The organism is Streptomyces sp. NPDC001980 (assembly GCF_040296885.1).
In the GTDB taxonomy this organism is placed as follows: Bacteria; Actinomycetota; Actinomycetes; order Streptomycetales; family Streptomycetaceae; genus Streptomyces.
In genome coordinates, this window is the sequence record NZ_JBEOYD010000005.1 from 274,999 (window position 1) to 293,724 (window position 18,726).

Annotated in this window: 17 protein-coding genes; 8 read left to right on the forward strand and 9 right to left on the reverse strand. The window is 71.3% G+C overall.

The window, feature by feature from the left end:
* Positions 1 to 286: 286 nt before the first annotated feature.
* The 3 genes from ABT137_RS10175 to ABT137_RS10185 all read left to right on the forward strand — a co-directional run bounded on the left by ABT137_RS10175 (position 287) and on the right by ABT137_RS10185 (position 3,587).
* Positions 287 to 1,870, forward strand: a complete 1,584-nt coding sequence (locus ABT137_RS10175) for a TROVE domain-containing protein (protein WP_351705409.1) — start codon at positions 287 to 289, stop codon at positions 1,868 to 1,870.
* A 361-nt stretch (positions 1,871 to 2,231) separates the two neighbouring features.
* Complete coding sequence (locus ABT137_RS10180; protein ID WP_351705412.1) at positions 2,232 to 2,558, forward strand: HNH endonuclease; 327 nt, start codon at positions 2,232 to 2,234, stop codon at positions 2,556 to 2,558.
* A gap of 15 nt (positions 2,559 to 2,573) precedes the next feature.
* Positions 2,574 to 3,587, forward strand: a complete 1,014-nt coding sequence (locus ABT137_RS10185; RefSeq protein ID WP_351705415.1) for a 1-aminocyclopropane-1-carboxylate deaminase — start codon at positions 2,574 to 2,576, stop codon at positions 3,585 to 3,587.
* 95 nt (positions 3,588 to 3,682) lie between these two features.
* Here ABT137_RS10185 and ABT137_RS10190 read toward each other — a convergent pair whose 3' ends face one another.
* Positions 3,683 to 5,131, reverse strand: a complete 1,449-nt coding sequence (locus tag ABT137_RS10190) for an MFS transporter (RefSeq protein ID WP_351705418.1) — start codon at positions 5,129 to 5,131, stop codon at positions 3,683 to 3,685.
* A gap of 157 nt (positions 5,132 to 5,288) precedes the next feature.
* Between ABT137_RS10190 and ABT137_RS10195 the strand changes: the two genes are divergently transcribed.
* Positions 5,289 to 5,855 (forward strand): TetR/AcrR family transcriptional regulator, encoded by a 567-nt coding sequence (locus ABT137_RS10195; protein WP_351705421.1) that lies wholly within the window; start codon positions 5,289 to 5,291, stop codon positions 5,853 to 5,855.
* 34 nt (positions 5,856 to 5,889) lie between these two features.
* On the opposite strand, the gene ABT137_RS10200 is transcribed toward ABT137_RS10195, so the two are convergent.
* The 7 genes from ABT137_RS10200 to ABT137_RS10230 form a co-directional block, all read right to left on the reverse strand.
* The gene (locus tag ABT137_RS10200) at positions 5,890 to 7,086 is read right to left on the reverse strand and encodes a TerD family protein (RefSeq protein WP_351705424.1); all 1,197 of its coding nucleotides are present in this window, start codon (positions 7,084 to 7,086) and stop codon (positions 5,890 to 5,892) included.
* A 71-nt stretch (positions 7,087 to 7,157) separates the two neighbouring features.
* A complete protein-coding gene (locus tag ABT137_RS10205; RefSeq protein WP_089100876.1) occupies positions 7,158 to 8,147 on the reverse strand; it encodes a zinc-dependent alcohol dehydrogenase family protein in 990 nt (329 codons plus the stop codon).
* Positions 8,144 to 8,980 carry a carbohydrate ABC transporter permease gene (locus tag ABT137_RS10210; RefSeq protein WP_350786397.1) on the reverse strand — a complete coding sequence of 279 codons (837 nt, stop codon included), beginning with the start codon at positions 8,978 to 8,980 and terminating at the stop codon, positions 8,144 to 8,146. The genes ABT137_RS10205 and ABT137_RS10210 overlap by 4 nt, the downstream gene beginning before the upstream one ends.
* Positions 8,977 to 9,918, reverse strand: coding sequence for a carbohydrate ABC transporter permease (locus ABT137_RS10215; RefSeq protein ID WP_351705429.1), 942 nt, complete (start codon positions 9,916 to 9,918; stop codon positions 8,977 to 8,979). The genes ABT137_RS10210 and ABT137_RS10215 overlap by 4 nt, the downstream gene beginning before the upstream one ends.
* Positions 9,915 to 11,285, reverse strand: coding sequence for an ABC transporter substrate-binding protein (locus ABT137_RS10220; RefSeq protein WP_351705432.1), 1,371 nt, complete (start codon positions 11,283 to 11,285; stop codon positions 9,915 to 9,917). Before ABT137_RS10220 ends, ABT137_RS10215 begins: the two co-directional genes overlap by 4 nt.
* A gap of 132 nt (positions 11,286 to 11,417) precedes the next feature.
* Entirely contained in the window at positions 11,418 to 12,188 is a 771-nt protein-coding gene (locus tag ABT137_RS10225) for a DeoR/GlpR family DNA-binding transcription regulator (protein ID WP_351705435.1), read from the reverse strand.
* A gap of 285 nt (positions 12,189 to 12,473) precedes the next feature.
* The gene (locus tag ABT137_RS10230) at positions 12,474 to 13,283 is read right to left on the reverse strand and encodes an NAD-dependent epimerase/dehydratase family protein (RefSeq protein ID WP_351705438.1); all 810 of its coding nucleotides are present in this window, start codon (positions 13,281 to 13,283) and stop codon (positions 12,474 to 12,476) included.
* A gap of 251 nt (positions 13,284 to 13,534) precedes the next feature.
* Here ABT137_RS10230 and ABT137_RS10235 point away from each other — a divergent pair, with 251 nt between their 5' ends.
* Positions 13,535 to 14,476: a 5-dehydro-4-deoxyglucarate dehydratase gene (locus tag ABT137_RS10235; protein WP_351705441.1), complete on the forward strand. Its 942-nt coding sequence runs from the start codon at positions 13,535 to 13,537 to the stop codon at positions 14,474 to 14,476.
* Positions 14,477 to 14,505: 29 nt separating this feature from the next.
* On the forward strand, positions 14,506 to 15,663 hold the full coding sequence (locus ABT137_RS10240) for a hypothetical protein (protein ID WP_351705822.1): 1,158 nt from the start codon (positions 14,506 to 14,508) through the stop codon (positions 15,661 to 15,663).
* Here ABT137_RS10240 and ABT137_RS10245 read toward each other — a convergent pair.
* Positions 15,606 to 16,838 carry an MFS transporter gene (locus ABT137_RS10245; RefSeq protein ID WP_351705444.1) on the reverse strand — a complete coding sequence of 411 codons (1,233 nt, stop codon included), beginning with the start codon at positions 16,836 to 16,838 and terminating at the stop codon, positions 15,606 to 15,608. The genes ABT137_RS10240 and ABT137_RS10245 overlap by 58 nt on opposite strands.
* A 307-nt stretch (positions 16,839 to 17,145) precedes the next feature.
* On the opposite strand from ABT137_RS10245, the gene ABT137_RS10250 reads away from it, so the two are divergent.
* The gene (locus tag ABT137_RS10250; RefSeq protein WP_351705447.1) at positions 17,146 to 17,727 is read left to right on the forward strand and encodes a TIGR03086 family metal-binding protein; all 582 of its coding nucleotides are present in this window, start codon (positions 17,146 to 17,148) and stop codon (positions 17,725 to 17,727) included.
* 110 nt (positions 17,728 to 17,837) lie between these two features.
* Positions 17,838 to 18,590 carry an MBL fold metallo-hydrolase gene (locus ABT137_RS10255; RefSeq protein ID WP_351705450.1) on the forward strand — a complete coding sequence of 251 codons (753 nt, stop codon included), beginning with the start codon at positions 17,838 to 17,840 and terminating at the stop codon, positions 18,588 to 18,590.
* The last annotated feature ends 136 nt before the right edge of the window (positions 18,591 to 18,726 follow it).

Sequence of the window (18,726 nt, forward strand, 5' to 3'; positions counted from 1 at the left end):
CGTCGGTTCCGCCGACTTCGATCTCTGGACACCGAAAACTTCATGCACCTCCCGGTGCGTGTGCTTGACCTCGGGAGGCGCAGCTCATGGTGGGTGTCCGGTGCGAAGGCAGCGGTTACTTCTCGGGATCAGAAGGTTGCGGGTTCGACTCCCGTCATCGGCTCAGGGCCGGTGTAGCTCAATGGATAGAGCATCTGACTTAAGTCCGTCGCCGATTCCGGAACTCGGACACCCTCCTTTTGCCGCGCCTCCTCCCAATCTCCAATGAATTCGGGGGGAATTCACCATGGCGCGGTTCAACACCAAGGCGGCCCGGGCGCAGCCCACTTCGCGGGTCACCTCGACCGGACGGATCCTCCGTACCTACGAGGGCGGCCGCGGTCGTGAGCGGGACACGCGCTCCGAGCTCTTCCTGCTCGCCGTCGCCAACTTCGTCTCGCAGCAGACCTTCTACGAGTCCGGCACGGACCGCGACGACCGCTTCGCCAAGCTCCTGCGTGAGCTCGCCGTCACCGACCCGGCCTGGACGGCCGGTCTGCTCGGCTGGCTGCGCGGCGAGGGCAACATGCGGACCGCCGCGATCGTGGGCGCCGCCGAGTACGTGCACGCCCGCCTGACCGCGGGGGCCACCGACGGCCCCTCGAACCGTCAGGTCGTCGCCTCCGTGCTCCAGCGGCCCGACGAGCCCGGCGAACTGCTCGCCTACTGGACGGCGACGTACGGCCGTGCCGTTCCCAAGCCCGTCAAGCGGGGGATCGCGGACGCCGTACGACGGCTGTACCACGGCAAGTCGCTGCTCAAGTACGACACCGCGTCCAAGGGGTACCGCTTCGGCGACATCCTCAACCTGGTGCATGCGGCGCCGGACCCGGACAAGCCGTGGCAGGGCGAGCTGTTCCGGTACGCGCTGGACCGGCGGCACAACCCGGACACCGCGGTACCGCCCACGTCGAGCCCGGTGCTCGGCGCCCACCGCGAGCTGATGGCGCTGCCCGTCGGGCAGCGGCGCGCGGTCGTCACCGAGCCCGGTGGCGCCGAGCGGCTCGCGGCGGCCGGCCTCACCTGGGAGGCGCTGGCCGGCTGGCTCCAGGGCCCGATGGACAAGGCCGCATGGGAGGCGGTCATCCCGTCCATGGGGACGATGGCGCTCGTCCGCAACCTGCGGAACTTCGACGAGGCCGGCGTCTCCGACGAGATCGCGGCCTCGGTCGCGGCCCGGATCGGCGACCCGGCGGAGGTGGCGCGGTCGCGGCAGTTCCCGTTCCGGTACCTCGCCGCGTACCGGCACGCGCCGTCGCTGCGCTGGGCGTACCCGCTGGAGCAGGCGCTCGGCCACTCGCTGGCCAACGTGCCCGCGCTGCCGGGGCGGACGCTGGTGCTCGTCGACCGTTCGGGCTCGATGTTCTACTCGCGGCTGTCCGAGCGCTCGGAGCTCAACCGGGCCGACGCGGCGGCGATCTTCGGCACGGCGCTCGCGCTGCGGGCGGCGGACGCGGACCTCGTCGAGTTCGGTACGACGAGCAGGCGGCTGACGTTCGGCAAGGGCGAGTCGGTACTGAAGATCCTGGACCGCTTCGGCGACCTGGGCGGCACCGACACCACCTCGGCGATCCGTTCGCACTACCGGGGGCAGGACCGGGTGCTGATCGTCACCGACGAGCAGTACGCGTTCAACCGACACGGCGACCCCACCCAGCAGGTCCCGGCCCACATCCCGGTCTACACCTGGAACCTGGCCGGGTACCGGGTGGGCCACGGCCCGTCCGGCACGGGCCACCGGCATGTGTTCGGGGGCCTTTCCGACGCTGCCTTCCGCACGGTTTCTCTTATCGAGAGCGGTCGTGATGGCCGTTGGCCATGGCTTGCCTGAGCGGCAGCGATTTCGTCAGTATGGCGACGTGAATTCCAGGTCATGTGAAATCGACGACTGTCCGAGGCCGCACAAGGGTCGGGGATATTGCAACCTCCACTACCAACGCTGGCTCGCTTACGGTGATCCGGCGGGAGGCGGTGCTCCTACGGGGGAAGCGGCATCTCCTCCCCGGCCCTGCGGTGTGGACGGCTGCACGCGGCCGCACAAGGCGCGCAACATGTGCGGCACGCACTATCGGCGTTGGCGACTCCACGGGTCACCACTGATCACTCACTTCGAGTGGACACCCAGAGGAACTGGGTGTCGGCATCAGGGTTGTGAGCGCGAACGGTATGGCGGTGGACAGGGGTATTGCCACATGCACTACAACCGTCTGCGTCGTGGGAAGAACGGCCTCGACGGCCGTGAGACCACCGGCAGTCTGCAGAACGGATACCGGATCTACTGGCGCGACGGAAAGCGAGTTCCCGAGCATCGACTCGTCATGGAGGCGATCCTCGGTCGGCCACTCCTTCCTCGCGTCGAAAGCGTGCACCACAAGAATGGAATCCGTGACGACAACCGTCCCGAGAACCTGGAACTGTGGACGTCGGTACAACCGAGCGGCCAGCGCGTGAGCGACTTGCTTGCCTTCGCCCGGGAAATCATCGAACGTTACGGTGAGGTCCCGGACGAAGCACTGTAGAGAGGCGGCTTGTTCATGTCCCCGGCACTGGAATCCTACGCCCGTTACCCCCTCCTCTTCGGCCCCTCGCCCGTGCACCCCCTGGAGCGCCTCACCGCCCACCTCGGCGGCGCCGCGCTGTGGGCCAAGCGGGAGGACTGCAACTCCGGGATCGCGTACGGCGGGAACAAGACGCGCAAGCTGGAGTACCTGGTCGCGGACGCGCTCGCCAAGGGCTGCGACACCCTCGTCTCCATCGGCGGGGTGCAGTCCAACCACACCCGCCAGGTCGCCGCCGTCGCCGCCCGTGCCGGGCTCAAGTGCGTGCTGGTGCAGGAGAGCTGGGTGGAGTGGCCGGACTCGGTGTACGACAAGGTCGGCAACATCCTCATCAGCAGGCTGGCCGGGGCGGATGTACGCCTCGTCCGCGCCGGGTTCGGCATCGGCTTCAAGGAGAGCTGGGAGCTGGCGCTGCGCGAGGTCGAGGAGTCCGGCGGCAAGCCGTACGCCATCCCGGCCGGCGCCTCCGACCACCCGCTCGGCGGCCTCGGCTTCGCGGGCTGGGCGTACGAGGTCGCCGAGCAGGAGCAGCAGTTGGGCGTCTTCTTCGACACGGTGATCGTCTGCTCGGTGACCGGGTCGACGCAGGCCGGCATGGTCGCGGGGTTCGCCGCGCTGGAAGAGGCGGGCGGCCGCGAGCGCCGGGTGATCGGCATCGACGCCTCGGCCAAGCCCGCCGAGACCCGCGAGCAGGTGGCCCGGATAGCCCGGCGCACCGGCGAACTCATCGGGGTCAAGGGCGAGTTGACCGTGGAGCTGGACGACCGCTACCACGCCGGCATCTACGGCGTCCCGGACGACACCACCCTCGCGGCGATGCGCCTCGCCGCCCGCACCGAGGGCATGGTCACCGACCCGGTGTACGAGGGGAAGTCGATGGCGGGGATGGTGGACCTGGTGGAGCGGGGCGAGATCGCCGCCGACTCCACGGTCCTCTACGCCCACCTGGGCGGCCAGCCGGCACTGAACGCGTACAGCGCTTTGTTCTAGACGGTTCCAGCAGCGCCCCTTAAGGGGCGCGAGGAACTGCGCGACCAGCCCCCACGCACCGGCAGTTGACACACGGCCCCAAGCGACGCGTGCAGTCAGGCCGCCTCCTTCCGAGGTGCCGTGATCACGAACCCCGCCACCAGCAGCGCGGCCACCGCGACCAGTGACCCGATGCCGAAGGCGCGGGACGCGCCGTGGGTGAGGATGTCGGCCGGGGTGCCGGTGGCGTGCCGGGTCGCCGTGCCGTACACCGTGACCAGGACGGCGAGTCCGAGGGTGCCGCCCAGCCACTGCAAGGTCTGCAGCAGCCCGGACGCGGCACCCGCCTCCCGTGCCCCGATGCGGGCCAGAATGGTCGCGTTGAGCGGCATGAAGCTCAGGCCGACGCCCACGCCGAGCAGCAGCAGCGGACCGAGCAGCCCGGTGGCGTAGCCGTCGCCGGGCCGCAGCCGCCACAGCCAGCCGCCGGCGGCGACGAGCAGGGTGATGCCGGTCAGCAGTACCGGCTTGGTCCCGAAGCGGGCCAGCAGCTTCGGCAGCAGCCGCACCATCGTGAACATGGCCAGGGTCATGGGCAGGAACGCGAACCCGGCGCGCAACGGGCTGTACTCCAGGACCTGCTGGCAGATGAGGGTGAGGAAGTAGAAGGCGCCGAACATGCCCGCGGGCAGCAGCATGAGGGTGAGATAGCCACCCGCCCGGTCCCGGTCGGCGAACAGCCGCAGCGGCATGATCGGCTGACCGGCCCGGGACTCGATCAGGGCGAAGCCGAGGAGCAGCGCGACGGCGCAGCTGAAGCCGAGCAGGGACCGGGTGTCGGTCCAGCCGTCCTCGGAGACCCGGATGAACGCGTACACCAGCGAGGTCATCCCGGCCGTCCCGGTCAGCGCGCCCGCGAGGTCGAAGCGGCCCGCGTGGCGCGGGGTCTCGGCGACGAACCGGGGCAGGGCCACGAACAGGGCGATGCCGATGGGCACGTTGATGAGCAGGGCCCAGCGCCAGGAGGCCCACGAGGTGAGCATGCCGCCCAGGACCAGGCCGACGGAGCCGCCGATGCCGGCCATGGAGGAGTAGACGCTCAGGGCGTGGTGGCGGCGCGGCCCCTGAGGGAAGTTGGTGGTGATCAGGGCCAGGGTGCTGGGGGCGATCAGTGCCGCGCCGACGCCCTGCAGCGCACGTGCCGCAAGCAGCCAGCCGCCCTCCGCGGCGACCCCGCCGAGCAGCGAGGACAGCGCGAACAGCAGCGCTCCGGCGCCGAGCGTACGACGGCGGCCGACGATGTCGCCGACGCGCCCGCCGAGCAGCAACAGGCCGCCGAAGGCGAGGGTGTAGGCGTTGAGCACCCAGGACAGGCCGGTCCGGCTGAACCCCAGGCCCCGCTGGATGTCGGGCAGCGCGACGTTGACGACGGTGGAGTCGACGCCGACCATCATGTAGGCGGTGACGATGACGAGGAGGGCGGTGCCGAGCCTGGCGGGGTGCGCGGAGTCCGGCGGGGCGTCGGCGGCGGTGGACGGGACGGACGGGCTGGACGGGGCGGACATGAGGTTCTCCCGGTCTGTGCGTCCCCGGCGCGGGCATGGTGGAGTACGGGCAGGCGGACTGCCCGGAGCACGACGAGCACACCATTAAGCGGGGACTGTCTCCGTTTAGTGTTCGATAAGATACGGAGAGAGTCCCCGGTTCGCAAGGAGTAACTGGATGACGCAGGTCAGGCCCATGCGTGCGGACGCCCGCCGCAACTACGAGCGGCTGCTGAAGGTCGCCGTGGAGGCCTTCGCCGAGCAGGGGGAGAACGCCTCGCTGGACGACATCGCCAAGCGGGCGGGCGTCGGCTCCGGCACGCTCTACCGGCACTTCCCGACCCGGCAGGCGCTGCTGGAGGCGGCGATGACCGACCGGATGGAGGCGCTGGCGGCCACCGCCGACGAGTTCGCCGCGAAGCTGCCGCCGGGTGCGGCGCTCATGGAGTGGCTGAACGAACTGTGCGTCGCCACCCTCCAGGTACGCGGCCTGAAGGCCCTGCTCGGCTCGGCGGTCACCGACGGCAGTTCGGCCGCGCTGACGGCCTGCGGTCAGTTGATCCGCGGCTCGGCGACCCGTCTGGTGGACGCGGCGAAGGAGGAGGGGACCCTGCGCCCGGACATCGAGCCGATCGAACTCCTGCGCCTCGCGCACGGACTGGGCACGGCCTCGGAGCTGGCCAACGGGCAGGGCAAGGACATCCGGCGCTATCTGTCACTGCTCACGGAGGGGTTGCGGCCGTAGCGCCCACGGCCGCACACCCGTCGCCGGACCCGGGTCAGAGCGCCTCCGCCCCCGGCTTCACCATGTTCCGTACCGTCCGGGCCTTCACGAACGAGCCCATCGCCGTCATGTCCCACTCACCGGAGAACTGCCGGACCAGCTTCGCCATCATCACGCCCGTCTGCGCCTCGGCGCTCGTCAGGTCGAAGCGGACCAGCTCCTCGCCGGACGCGGCGTCCAGCAGGCGGCAGTAGGCCTTGGCGACCTCGGTGAACTTCTGGCCGGAGAACGAGTTGACCGTGAAGACCAGGCCGGTGACCTCCGGGGGGATCCGGCCGAGGTCGACCACGATCACCTCGTCGTCGCCGCCGCCCTCGCCGGTGAGGTTGTCGCCGGAGTGCTTGATCGCTCCGTTGAGGATGGACAGCTTGCCGAAGTAGCAGCTGTCGACATGGTTGCGCTGCGGGCCGTAGGCGATGACCGACGCGTCCAGGTCGATGTCCTTGCCCCGGAACGCCGGCTCCCAGCCCAGGCCCATCTTGACCTGCGAGAGCAGCGGTCGGCCGCCCTTGACCAGGGACACGGTCTGGTTCTTCTGGAGGCTGACCCGGCCCTTGTCGAGGTTGATCTTCCCGGCGCCGGGGGCGGGCGGGGCGGGCGGTGCCGGGGGAGCGGCGGGCGGGGCCGGCTGGGCCGCGGCGGCCGGTACCGGAGCCGGCTGGGCCGCGGCGGCCGGAGCCGGCGCCTGGGCCGGGGCCGGTTCCTCCACCGTCACGCCGAAGTCCGTGGCGATACCGGCCAGCCCGTTGGCGTACCCCTGGCCGACCGCGCGGGCCTTCCACGCGCCGCCCCGCAGATAGATCTCCACGATCACCAGGGCCGTCTCCGTGCCCAGCTGCGGCGGCGTGAAGGTGGCCAGCACCGAGCCGTCGTCCGCGTTGCGGATCGTCGCCGTCGGCTCGATGCCCTGGAAGGTCTGGCCCGCGGCGTCGGGGCTCGCGGTGACGACGATCTTCTCGATGCCGGGCGGTACGGCGGCGGTGTCGACGATGATCGCGTCCGGGGACGTACCGCCGCCGGAGCGGTACGTCACACCCGGCCCGTTCGGCTGGTTGTAGAAGATGAAGTCGTCGTCGGAGCGCACCTTGCCGTCGCCCGTGAGCAGCAGGCCCGACACGTCGAGCCGCACCGGAGCGGCGACGTCCACCGCCACCCGGGGGGCGGGAAGAGGGATGTTCGAGCCAGGGGTCATAGCTGTCATGCCCCGTGAACGAACGACCCCGCTTTACTGTTCCCTTACCCGGGATCCGGCCCCCGAACGGGTCAGGGGATCACGACGATCTTCCGTCCCACGCCCGCCGCGAACTGCTCCAGTGCCTGCGGATAGCTGTCCAGCGGCAGGCGGTCGCTGATGAAGACGTCCGGGTCCAGGACGCCGTTCGCGAACAGCTCCGCCGCCCGCTCGTAACTGTGCAGCACGGCCATGGAGCCGGTGATGGTGATCTCCTGGTTGTAGATGCGGTACGGGTCGATCGTCACCCGGGTCGCGTAGTCGGCGACGCCGAACTGGAGGAACGTGCCCGCCTTGGCGACCCGCTCCAGGCCGTCCTGGATCGCCGCCGCGTTGCCGGTCGCGTCGATCACCAGGTCCCAGCCCTGCGGGCGGTCCAGCTCGTCGGGGTTCGCCGCGGACCCGGAGACGCCGAGCTGCCGGGCGGTCTCCAGCCGGACGGGGTTCAGGTCCACCACGTCCACGCTCGCCGCGCCGGTCCGCTTGGCCAGCTCCAGCATCATCAGGCCCATGGTCCCGGAGCCGTAGATGAGGACGTGCGCGCCCAGCCGCGACTGCAGGACGTCGTAGCCGCGCACCGCGCACGACAGGGGCTCGACCAGGGCCGCGTCCTGGGTGCGGACGTGCTCGGGGAGCTTCACGCAGTTGGCGACCGGGGCCACCGCATACTGCGCGGCCCCGCCCGGCACGGTCACGCCGATCGCGGCCCACCGCTCACAGAGGTTGTTGTGACCGTTGCGGCACTGCCGGCACTCGTGGCAGTACAGGGACGGGTCGACCGCGACCCGGTCGCCGATCGCCACCTCGGTCACCTGGGAGCCGACGCCGACCACCTCGCCGGCGAACTCGTGGCCCGGCACGATCGGCAGCTTGGGGGCGAACTCGCCCTGGAGGATGTGCAGGTCCGTGCCGCACAGGCCGCAGGCGGCCACCTCCACGACGACCTCGCGGGGGCCCGGTGTCGGGTCGGGGACCTCGGTGACGACGGCGCGGCCCACGGACTCGATGACGGCGGCCTTCATTTCACGGCTCCCAAGGACAGGCCCTGGACCAGTTTGTCCTGGGCGGTGAACCCCGCGGCGAGCACCGGCAGGGAGACGACGAGCGACGCGGCGCACACCTTGGCCAGGAACAGGCCCTGGCTGGTGATGAAGCCGGTCAGGAAGACGGGGGCGGTCTCGGCGACGACACCCGTCAGCACGCGTGCGAAGAGCAGTTCGTTCCAGCTGAAGATGAAGCAGATCAGCGCGGTGGCGGCGACGCCCGGGAGGGAGATGGGGGCGACCACGCGCGCGAGGATCGTCGGCAGCCGGGCCCCGTCCACCCGTGCGGCCTCGATGACCTCGACCGGGACCTCGGCGAGGAAGGACTGCATCATCCACACCGCGATCGGGAGGTTCATGGAGGTGTAGAGGATGACCAGGAGCCAGATGTTGTCGAGCATCCCGGCGTTCTTCGCGAACAGGTAGATCGGCAGCAGGCCCGCCACGGCCGGCAGCATCTTCGTGGAGAGGAAGAAGAACAGCACGTCCGTCCACTTCCGCACCCGGCGGATCGACAGCGCGTAGGCCGCGGGGAAGGCCAGCAGGAGGACGAAGAGCGTCGAGACCACCGACGCCATCGCCGAGTTGATCAGGGCGGGCCACGGGCTCGCCCCGCCGCCGACGCCGAAGAACTCGCGGTAGCTGTCCAGGGTGAGGCCGGCGGTGAAGGACGGCGGGTTGGTCGCCGCGTCCGCCTCGGAGTGGAAGGACGTCAGCGCCATCCAGGCGATGGGCAGGAAGAACACGATCCCGGTCAGCCAGGCGACCAGCCCGAGTCCGTTGCGCCGCAGGACGTTCAGGGCGGTGTTCATGCGCGGGACACCTCCTCGCGGAACAGCGACGACACCACACGCAGGGCGAAGGTCGCGATGATGATCGAGCCGATGACCACCACGACGCCGGCGGCCGAGGCGAGGCCGTTCTCGTGCGCCTGGTAGAAGCTCTGGTAGACGGTGTAGGGGAGGTTGGCGGTGCCCAGGCCGCCGGAGGTGATCGTGAAGACCGCGTCGAAGTTCTGCACGATGTAGATCGAGCCCAGCAGGCCGCCGAGTTCCAGGTACCGGCGCAGATGCGGGAGGGTCAGGTAGCGGAAGATCTGCCAGTCGCTCGCGCCGTCCACCCGGGCCGCCTCCAGCTGCTGCTGGTCACGGCTCTGCAGGCCGGCCAGCAGGATCAGCATCATGAACGGCGTCCACTGCCACACCAGGGCGGCCTCGACCGCGATCAGGGGGTTGTCCGAGATCCAGTCCGGCTGGGGGCCGCCGACGTAGTGCAACAGGCCGTTGAGCAGGCCGTACTCGGGGTTGTAGAGCACGTGCTTCCACAGCAGCGCCGCCGCGACCGGGACGATCAGGAACGGGGCGATCATCAGCGTGCGGACCACGCCCCGGCCCCGGAACTTCCGGTTCAGCAGCAGGGCCACCACCAGTCCCAGGACCAGGCTGACCAGTACCACGGTGACCGTCAGCAGGACCGTCGTCCACACCGAGTGGCGCAGGTCCGGGTCGGTCAGGACCTGGCGGTAGTTGTCGATGCCGGTGAAGTGGCGGTCCTTCGGATAGAGCGCGTTCCAGTCGAAGAACGAGATGACCACGGTCGCCACGAACGGCAGCTGGGTCACCACGATCATGAAGACCAGCGCGGGCAGCAGCGGGGCCCGGGTGGCCCAGGCCCGCAGACGGTCGGACGGGGGCCGGGGCGCCGGCCGCGCGGTGGCGGCGGCGACCCGGGGGGAGGCGGTGGCGGTCATGATCCCTCGTACTTCTTCCCGACGGCCTCGGCGAGCTTCTGCGCCTTCTTCAGCGCGTCGTCCACGGACTGCTGGCCGGCGACGGCGGAGCTGATCTCCTGGGAGACCTTGGTGCCCAGGTCGGTGAACTCGGGGATGTCGACGAACTGGATGCCGGGCGCGGGCCGCGGCTGCACACCCGGGTCGTTCGGCTTGGCGCCGGCGATGGCGTCCCGGGTGACGTCCGCGAAGGCGGCCGCCTCCTTGCGGTACTGCGGGATGTCGTACGTCGAGGTGCGCTTGCCGGCCGGCACGTTGGCCCAGCCCGCCTTCTCGCCCACGAGATTCTCGTAGCCCTTGCTGGACGCCCACGAGATGAACTTCCAGGCGTCGTCCGGGTTCTTGGACGCCTTCTGGATGCCCCACGCCCAGGTGTAGAGCCAGCCGGAGCTGTCGGTCTTCTCGACCGGCGCCGGGACGTAGCCCATCTTGCCCTTGACCGGGGAGCCGGAGGCCTCCAGCGAACCCGCGCCGGAGGTGGCGTCGTACCACATCGCGGTCTTGCCCTGGGTCGTGTCGTTCAGGCACTCGGCGAAGCCGGACTGGGCGGCGCCGGCCTCGCCGTGCTTGCGGACCAGGTCGACGTAGAACTGCGTGGCCTTCTTGAACTCGGGGGCGTCCAGCTGCGCCTTCCAGTCCTTGTCGAACCAGGTGCCGCCGAAGGTGTTGACGACCGTGGTCAGCGGAGCCAGCATCTCGCCCCAGCCGGGCAGCCCGCGCAGACAGATGCCCTTCATACCGGGCTCCGCGCCGTCCACCTTGGCGGCCAGGTCGGCGACCTGCTGCCAGGTGGGGTGGGCCGGCATGGTCAGCCCCTTCTTCTGGAAGACGTCCTTGCGGTACATCAGGAAGGACGACTCGCCGTAGAAGGGTTCGCCGTAGAGCTTGCCGTCCGCAGCGGTGAGGGCCTGCTGCATCGGCTTGAGGATGTCCTGCTGGTCGAAGGCGGTGTCCTTCTTGACGTACGAGTCCATCGGCTCCAGCCAGCCGTTCTTGGCGTAGATCGGGATCTCGTAGTTGGAGAGCGTGGCGACGTCGTACTGGCCGGCCTGGTTGGCGAAGTCCTGGCTGATCTTGTCGCGGACGTCGTTCTCGGGCAGCACGGTGAAGTTCACCTTGATCCCGGTGTCCTTGGTGAAGTTGTCCTTGGTGAGCTTCTGCAGCTCCACCATCTGCGGGTTGTTCACCATCAGGACGTTGATGGAGTGGGCGGAGGAACCGCCGCCCGCGCCGGCGCCCGAGCAGCCGGCGAGCAGCGAGGTGGTCAGCGTTCCTGCGGCGGCCACCGCAAACAGGGCGCGGGGCGTTCGTCGGCTCTGGGTTCGCATGGGGTGCTCCTGGAGAACTTATGGGGATATAACGGGCCCAGGTGGGCGCGGGTGTGCCGTTCGGGGACTGTGTGGGGTCTGTCGGACGGTTCGATGTGTCGGGTGGCTCGGTGGGGCAGGCGGCTCGGTGGGTCAGACGCGGAGGACCTGTGGGCCCTGGAGCGAGTAGCGGTGGGCCTCGGAGGCGGGCAGCAGGGTGCTGGTGACGATGGTCTCCAGCTCGCCGATCTCCGCGAACCGGCAGAAGCTGACCGCCCCGAACTTGGTGTGCACGCCGGCGAACACGGTGCGGCGCGCGGCCCGGATCGCCTGCGCCTTCACCTCGCTGACCGCCGGGTCGGGCGTGGTCAGGCCGTGCTCGCGGGAGATGCCGTTGGCGCCGATGTAGGCGAGGTCGATGACGAAGCCGGCGAGCATCTTCGTCGTCCAGTGGTCGACGGTGGCGAGGGTGCCGGAGCGGACCCGGCCGCCGAGCAGCAGGACGGAGACGTTCTCGGCCTCCGCGAGCGCACCCGCCACCGGCAGGGACGCGGTGACCACGGTCAGCGGCCGGTCCCCGGGCAGCGCCTCGGCGATGAGCTGGGGGGTGAAGCCCTCGTCGACGAAGACCGTCTCGGCGTCGCCGAGCAGCTCGGCGGCGGCGGACGCGATCCGGCGCTTCTCCGGGACATGGCTGGTCGACCGGAACGCGAGCGTGGTCTCGAAACCGGCGCTCTCCACCGGATAGGCGCCGCCGTGGGTGCGCCGCACCAGCCCGTGGTCCTCCAGGGCGCGCAGGTCGCGCCGGATGGTCTCCTTGGCCACGCCCAGTTCGGCGGCGAGCGCGGTGACGTCCACGGAACCGGTGGTCCGGGCGGCCCGCACGATCTCGCGCTGGCGCTCTTCCGCCGTCCTGGTGGTCATACCGTCACCCACTTCCCTGTGGAGCTGCCCGTTCGGGCCATGGGGGAAGTTGTACCTCCGGCGCACGGCCCTGACCAGGCCTGTTGCGAACCCGATGCTGCCCGTATACGCCCGATTGCGCTCAGGTGTGCCCGTCTCGGACCTGGGGCGCTGCTGTGGGTGACGTGAGATCGGGCATGATCCGTGCCCGAATGCGAAGCGGACGGGCCCGTTCGGTGCCCGTCCGCTGTCTCGAACGATCGTTTTCGGTACTGCTTCGGTGTGTCCTCGGCGTCGCTACGCCCTCTAGTGCGGCCAGATCGGCGGGTCGTTCACGAAGCGGCCGCCGAGGTGGGTGTGGGCCGGCTTCTCCGGGTCCAGTTCGCCCTGCTCGGCGATCAGCTTCGCGGCGAACTGCTCGGAGTCGTCCTGCGGCTCGTAGCCGAGCGCCCGCGCGGTGCTCAGGTCCCACCACAGGCGGGTGTTGGCGGAGGAGCCGTAGACGACGGTGTGGCCGACCTCCTCGGCGGTCAGGGCCGCGTGGAAGAGGCGGGCGCCGTCGGCGGGGCTCATCCACACCGAGAGCATCCGCACGTCGGCCGGCTCGGCGAAGCAGGAGCCGATGCGGACGGAGACCGTCTCCAGGCCGTGCTTGTCCCAGTACAGCTGGGCGAGGTCCTCGCCGAACGACTTGGACAGGCCGTAGAAGGTGTCCGGGCGGCGCGGGGTGTCGACCGGGATCAGCGGATCGCCCGCGCGCGGGGCCGGGGTGAAGCCGACGGCGTGGTTGGAGGAGGCGAAGACGATGCGCGGCACGCCGGCCTCGCGGGCGGCCTCGTACAGGTTGTAGGTGCCCTCGATGTTCGCGCAGAGGATCTTCTCGAACGGCGCCTCCAGGGAGATCCCCGCGAGGTGCAGGACCGCGTCCACGCCCTGCACCGCCGCCCGCAGCGCGTCCGTGTCGCCGAGGTCGGCGGTGATCGCGTCCGGTTCGCCCTCGATCGGGCGCACGTCGAACAGGCGCAGCTCGTAGCCGTACTCCGGGAGCAGGGACCGCATCAGGGTGCCGAGTCCGCCGGCGGCACCGGTGAGCAGTAGCGTGCGGGGAGTGGGCATCCACGGTCTCCTTGGATCAGCGCCGGTCGCGTCCGTGTATGGCATTCACATTCATGGACACGCTAGGGAGGTGTGGCGTGCCGAGTCAAGTGTGCCGTGGAGTGCGGGAATCCGCTCGACTGTTGGTCGTTTGTCGCCTTGACCGGCCCCAAGGGGGCCTCGTAACGTGGTCGCGTTCATGAATATGGACGCCGATCAGAGACATGCATCATCAGTACGATCTGCGTCGACCGCCTCGACAGGGAGCGCCCGTGACGCCAGCCCCTCTCGCCGCCCGGCTCCGTGACCCGCGCGGGCCGCTCTTCTTCCCCGTCACCGCCTACGGTCCCGACGGCTCCCTCGACCTCGACGCCTACCGCGAGCACGTCCGCCGGGGCGTCGAGGCCGGCGCCGCCGCCGTCTTCGCCTGCTGCGGCACCGGGGAGTTCCACGCGCTGCTCCCCGAGGAGTTCGAGGCCTGCGTGGGCGCGGCCGTGGCAGCGGCCGGCGGCCGGGTACCGGTGGTGGCCGGCGCCGGCTACGGCACCGCACTCGCCGTACGCTACGCGCGTCTCGCCGAGGCCGCGGGCGCCGACGGCCTTCTCGCCATGCCGCCCTACCTGGTGGTCGCCGGCCAGGAGGGCCTGCTGCGGCACTACCGGGAGGTGGCGGCGGCCACCGGCCTCCCCGTGATCGTCTACCAGCGCGACAACGCCGTGTTCACCCCGCCCGCGGTCGTCGAACTCGCCCGCACCGAGGGCGTCATCGGCTTCAAGGACGGCCTCGGCGACCTGGACCTCATGCAGCGCATCGTCAGCGCCGTCCGCACCGAGGCCCCCGGCGACTTCCTCTACTTCAACGGCCTGCCCACCGCCGAACAGACCCAGCTCGCCTACCAGGCCATCGGCATCGACCTCTACTCCTCCGCCGTCTTCTGCTTCGTCCCCGAGATCGCCCTCGCCTTCCACGCCGCCCTGCGCGAGGGGGACCGGGCGACGGCGGACCGCCTGCTGGACGGCTTCTACCGCCCGTTCGTCGAGCTCCGCGCCCAGGGCCGGGGATACGCCGTCTCGCTGGTCAAGGCGGGCGTACGGCTGCGCGGCCTGGACGTCGGCGAGGTCCGCCCCCCGCTGCACGAGCCGACCGAGGACCATGTGAAGCAGCTCGCCCAGCTGATCGAGCGCGGGTACGCGCTGCTGGAGGGGGACGCGTGACGCATTCCGGAGAGAGCCGGGCAGGGCGACTGAAGGCGTCGGCGTTCGTGTACCCCTGGGACGTCAACGGGGACCCGGCGGCCCCGGAGCGCATCGCCGCACTCGGCGTCGACCAGGTGACCCTGGCCTCCGCCTACCACTCCACCCGCGCCCTGACCCCCCGCCACCCCCGCCACCGCATCGTCACCGCCGAACACGCGGCCGTCTACTACCCGGCCGACGACCGCTGGACGGGCCGCGAGCTGCGCCCCTGCCCGGCCGGCGACTGGGCCCCCGGCGACGCCCACGGCGAGGCGGCCGAAGCCCTGCGCGGCGCCGGCCTCGAAGTCCACACCTGGGTGATCCTCGCCCACAGCTCCCGCCTGGGCGCCGAGCATCCGGACACCTCGGTCGTCAACACCTACGGCGACCGCTACCCCTGGGCACCCTGCATCGCCCAGCCCGCCACGCGCGCGTACCTGGCCGATCTCGCCGCCGAGGCCGCCGTCCGCCCCGGCGCGGCCGGCACCGAACTGGAGTCCCTCGGCTGGTACGGCCTCCAGCACCTGCACGCCCACGACAAGACCGCCGGGGTCGGCCTGGGGGACGCCGGCCAGTACCTGATGGCGCTGTGCTTCTGCCCCGCGTGCCGGGCCGGGTACGGCGCACAGGGCCTGGACGCCGACGAACTGGCCGCCGCCGTGCGGGAGGCCCTGGAACCGCTGTGGCGGGGCACGGGTGACGACGCCGGCTGGCCGACGGTGGAGAAGCTGCTCGGCGAGCCGGTGGCGGCGGCCACGCGCGCGTGGCGCGACGGACAGGCCCGCACGCTCCAGGAGACGGCCGTGGCCGCGGTCCGGGCGGCGGCCCCCGCAGGCTTCCAGGTGCTGCTGCACGCCGACCCGGTGACGTACCACTGCGGAGCCAACGTGGGCGTGGACCCGGCCTGGATCCTCTCCGTCGCGGACGGCGTCGTGGTCCCCTGCACGGCCGGTACGGCCCTGCTCGCGCCCTTCGCCGAACACGCGCGCGCGGACACCGTCCTGGCCGCCAACTTCACGGTGGTCTCCGGGATGGGCGGCAGCCCCACCACCCTCGCGGCCGACGCGGAGCGCGCCCGTGCCCAGGGCGCGACCGAACTGCGCCTGTATCACGCCGGGTTGGCGTCCGACGGGGACCTGTCGGCGGTGCGGGAGGCGTTGCGCTGAGCCAGTGACCCGGCGGTGAGGAGCAGCGCCCCGCCGAAGACCGGCAACAGCAGCCGGTGGTCGACGAGTTCGACGAGGGCGGCCCCGGCGGCCAGGCCGAGCACGTTCGGTGTGAACATCAGCGTGTCGGCCGTCGCGGTCGCCCGGCCCAGCGCGGCGGCCGGGATCTCGCGCTGTACGGCGGTGTAGGCGGCGATCAGGACGCAGGGGAGGCCGAGGCCGCCGGCGAGGCTGCAGGCGAGCAGTGCCATGTCACATGGCACGGCCCGCCCCGCCACCGCCACCCCCGTCAGCGCGATCCCGTACGCCGCGAACCGCCGCTCCCCGAGCCGCCGCAGCGCGGGCCCCGAGACCAGCCCGACGCCGACCGAGCCGACGCCTTGGACGGCGTACATCACCCCCGTGTAGGCGGGGGAGTGACCGAGGGCGGCCACGACGGCGTAGTTCATGCTGCTGCCGAGCGAGGCGAGGCACATCGTGGCGCCGCCGGCCCGGACCAGCGCCCGCAGGGCCGGGTTCGCCCAGATCAGCCGGGCCCCTTCGGCGGTCTGCCCCCGCCAGTTGCCGCGAGCCGGTTCGGGCCGCTCCTCCCGCACCCGGAGCAGCGCGCACAGCCCCGCCGCCAGCACGAAGGTGCAGGCGTCCAGCAGCGCCACGCCCGGCCCGCCGTACGCCGTGTACAGCGCGGCGCCGGTCAGCGGGGCGACCAGCTTCATGCCCTCGCGGGCGGTCATCCGCAGCCCGTTGAAGTCGCCGAGGAGAGACGGGTCGACGGCGGCGACGACCAGCGCGGAGTTGGCCGCGCCCTCGACGACGCCCGCCGCGCCGTAGAGGACGAGGACGGCGAAGAGCAGCCAGACGGAGGCGGGGGAGGAGACCGTCCACAGGGGCAGAAGCAGGAGCGCGAGGGCGAGGTTCGTGCGGACCACCAGGGGTTTGCGGCGGACGCGGTCGGCGAGGGTGCCGAGGGCGGGGCCGAGGAGGGTGGGGGCCCAGAGGGCGGCGGTGCACAGGGCGGCGAGGCCGTCGGAGCCGGTGAGGTCCTTGACCCAGACGCCGGACACGAGCCAGAGCGCGGAGGTGCCGAAGCCGGAGACCACGACGCCGGTGAGGTAGAGGGCCGCGTTCCGGTCGCGGAGCAGGCGGGTCACGGCCCAGGAGGTGCTGGTCGTCATGCCTGGTCATCGTGGGTCTAAGGCGGGGGTGGGGGGATCGGGAAGGTGCCTTAGAAGGACGCCGGTACGGCGCCGGGCAGGGCGTGAGGTCCCCGTGCGGGCCGCCCGGCGGAAATCCGTCGGAACCTGTCGGCAATGCCCATGGGGTGGGTGCGCCCGCAACCCTGACGTCGGCCTCATGCGCTACCTCGCACCCATCTGGGCGGAGTGTCGGTGTGGCGGATCGATGAGTTTCGGAAGGCCGTGCGGTCCACCCCCTGACGGAGACCGAGCAGACGACCGAACCGGTGCACCGGGAGGCAGCACGATGACTGGTACGACCATGATCGACCTGGGCCCACAGGCGAGGATCGTGGCGGAGCTCGCGGAGCGGGTGGCGGACGGGCAGCTCGCGGAGCCGACGCCGTGTCCGGACTACGCCGTCCGCCACCTGCTGGGCCATGTGGCGGGCCTGTCCGTGGCCTTCCGGGACGCGGCCCGCAAGAACCTGGGGGCCACGACCGACCACCGCCCCGACGCGTCGCTGCCGGCGATCGGACCGGAATGGCGGCAGGAACTGCCCAAGGCGCTCGACGCACTGGCCGAGGCCTGGCGCGACCCGTCCGCGTGGGACGGCATGACGCGCGCCGGCGGGATCGACCTGCCGGGCGGGGTGGCGGCCGCGGTCGTCGCCGACGAACTGGTCATCCACGGCTGGGACCTGGCCCGGGCCACCGGTCAGGAGTACGTCCCGGATCCCGCGGCCCTGGAGGCGGCGTACGGCTTCCTGCGGATGGCCGCGAAGGGCGATCGCGGCCCGTTCGGCCCCCTCGTGCCGGTGCCGGAGGGTGCGCGGCTGCTGGACCGGGCGGTGGGGCTGAGCGGCCGGGACCCGGGGTGGAAGCCGTAACGGGCCGGCCGCGACGGATCACCCCGTAAGCGGCCGGCCCGTGAGCAGCCAGGCCGTAAAAGGGCTCAATCCGTGAGCGGGCGGGGACCCGGATCCGTACTCTCCTCGCCATGCCCTTGAGCCTCACCGTCCTCGGCACCGCCTCCCCCTACCCTCGACCCGGCCGCCCGTGCTCCGGTTACCTGGTGCGGGGCGGAGGCGCCGAGGTGTGGGTGGACGCGGGGACCGGGACCTTCGCGGAGTTGCAGCGGCACACGGATCCGGCGCGGCTCACGGCGATCTGGATCTCGCATCTGCACGCGGATCACAGTGCGGATCTGCTGGCCGCCGCGTACGCCTACGCCTTCGGCGGACTGACACCGGCCGCACCGATCCCGGTCTATGCGCCCCAGGAGTGCGCGCAGCGGCTGGCGGGCTTCTTCGGCCGGCCGGACCTCGGCTTCCTGAGCGGGGTGCTCGACTTCCGGCCCCTGTACGACGGCCACGCCGTCCAGCACTGGAACCTGCGGCTCGCCACCCGGGCGGTGGCCCACGACACGGAGGCCTACGGGCTGCGCGCCGAGTGCCAGGGCAGCGTGCTGGCGTACTCCGGCGACAGCGGCCCGTGCGCCGCCCTGGCCGAGCTGGCCGCCCGGGCGGACGTGTTCCTGTGCGAGGCCGACCTCGACAGGCATCGCGAAGACGAACGGGTTCATCTGACCCCGGAGGACGCGGGACGGATCGCCCGGGACGCGGGGGCCCGGGAGCTGCTCATCACCCATGTGGGGCCGGCCCTGACCCGGGAGATGGCGGCGGCCCGTGCGGGAGTGGTGTCGGGACGGCCCACCAGCGTGGCGCGGGAGGGGGAGTCGAGGGGGTTCTGACACGGCGGCGTCCACCCGCAGTCCCGCGTCGGCCGGCGAGGGAGTCCGCCGCACAACCTCGCCGAGCCCGAAATCCGGGCCTTCCCTCAACCGCCTTCTCTGTCAGAAGCATTGACGAAACACAGCCGTCCTCCTA

Bases quoted from the DNA above. Each gene is read 5' to 3' on its own strand.
- ABT137_RS10250 (WP_351705447.1), top strand. From the start codon at position 17,146: ATGACTGGTACGACCATGATCGACCTGGGCCCACAGGCGAGGATCGTG.
- ABT137_RS10215 (WP_351705429.1), bottom strand. From the start codon at position 9,918: ATGACCGCCACCGCCTCCCCCCGGGTCGCCGCCGCCACCGCGCGGCCG.
- ABT137_RS10245 (WP_351705444.1), bottom strand. From the start codon at position 16,838: ATGACGACCAGCACCTCCTGGGCCGTGACCCGCCTGCTCCGCGACCGG.
- ABT137_RS10185 (WP_351705415.1), top strand. From the start codon at position 2,574: ATGTCCCCGGCACTGGAATCCTACGCCCGTTACCCCCTCCTCTTCGGC.
- ABT137_RS10200 (WP_351705424.1), bottom strand. From the start codon at position 7,086: ATGACCCCTGGCTCGAACATCCCTCTTCCCGCCCCCCGGGTGGCGGTG.
- ABT137_RS10175 (WP_351705409.1), top strand. From the start codon at position 287: ATGGCGCGGTTCAACACCAAGGCGGCCCGGGCGCAGCCCACTTCGCGG.
- ABT137_RS10190 (WP_351705418.1), bottom strand. From the start codon at position 5,131: ATGTCCGCCCCGTCCAGCCCGTCCGTCCCGTCCACCGCCGCCGACGCC.
- ABT137_RS10225 (WP_351705435.1), bottom strand. From the start codon at position 12,188: ATGACCACCAGGACGGCGGAAGAGCGCCAGCGCGAGATCGTGCGGGCC.
- ABT137_RS10230 (WP_351705438.1), bottom strand. From the start codon at position 13,283: ATGCCCACTCCCCGCACGCTACTGCTCACCGGTGCCGCCGGCGGACTC.
- ABT137_RS10210 (WP_350786397.1), bottom strand. From the start codon at position 8,980: ATGAACACCGCCCTGAACGTCCTGCGGCGCAACGGACTCGGGCTGGTC.
- ABT137_RS10195 (WP_351705421.1), top strand. From the start codon at position 5,289: ATGACGCAGGTCAGGCCCATGCGTGCGGACGCCCGCCGCAACTACGAG.
- ABT137_RS10255 (WP_351705450.1), top strand. From the start codon at position 17,838: ATGCCCTTGAGCCTCACCGTCCTCGGCACCGCCTCCCCCTACCCTCGA.
- ABT137_RS10180 (WP_351705412.1), top strand. From the start codon at position 2,232: ATGCACTACAACCGTCTGCGTCGTGGGAAGAACGGCCTCGACGGCCGT.
- ABT137_RS10205 (WP_089100876.1), bottom strand. From the start codon at position 8,147: ATGAAGGCCGCCGTCATCGAGTCCGTGGGCCGCGCCGTCGTCACCGAG.
- ABT137_RS10220 (WP_351705432.1), bottom strand. From the start codon at position 11,285: ATGCGAACCCAGAGCCGACGAACGCCCCGCGCCCTGTTTGCGGTGGCC.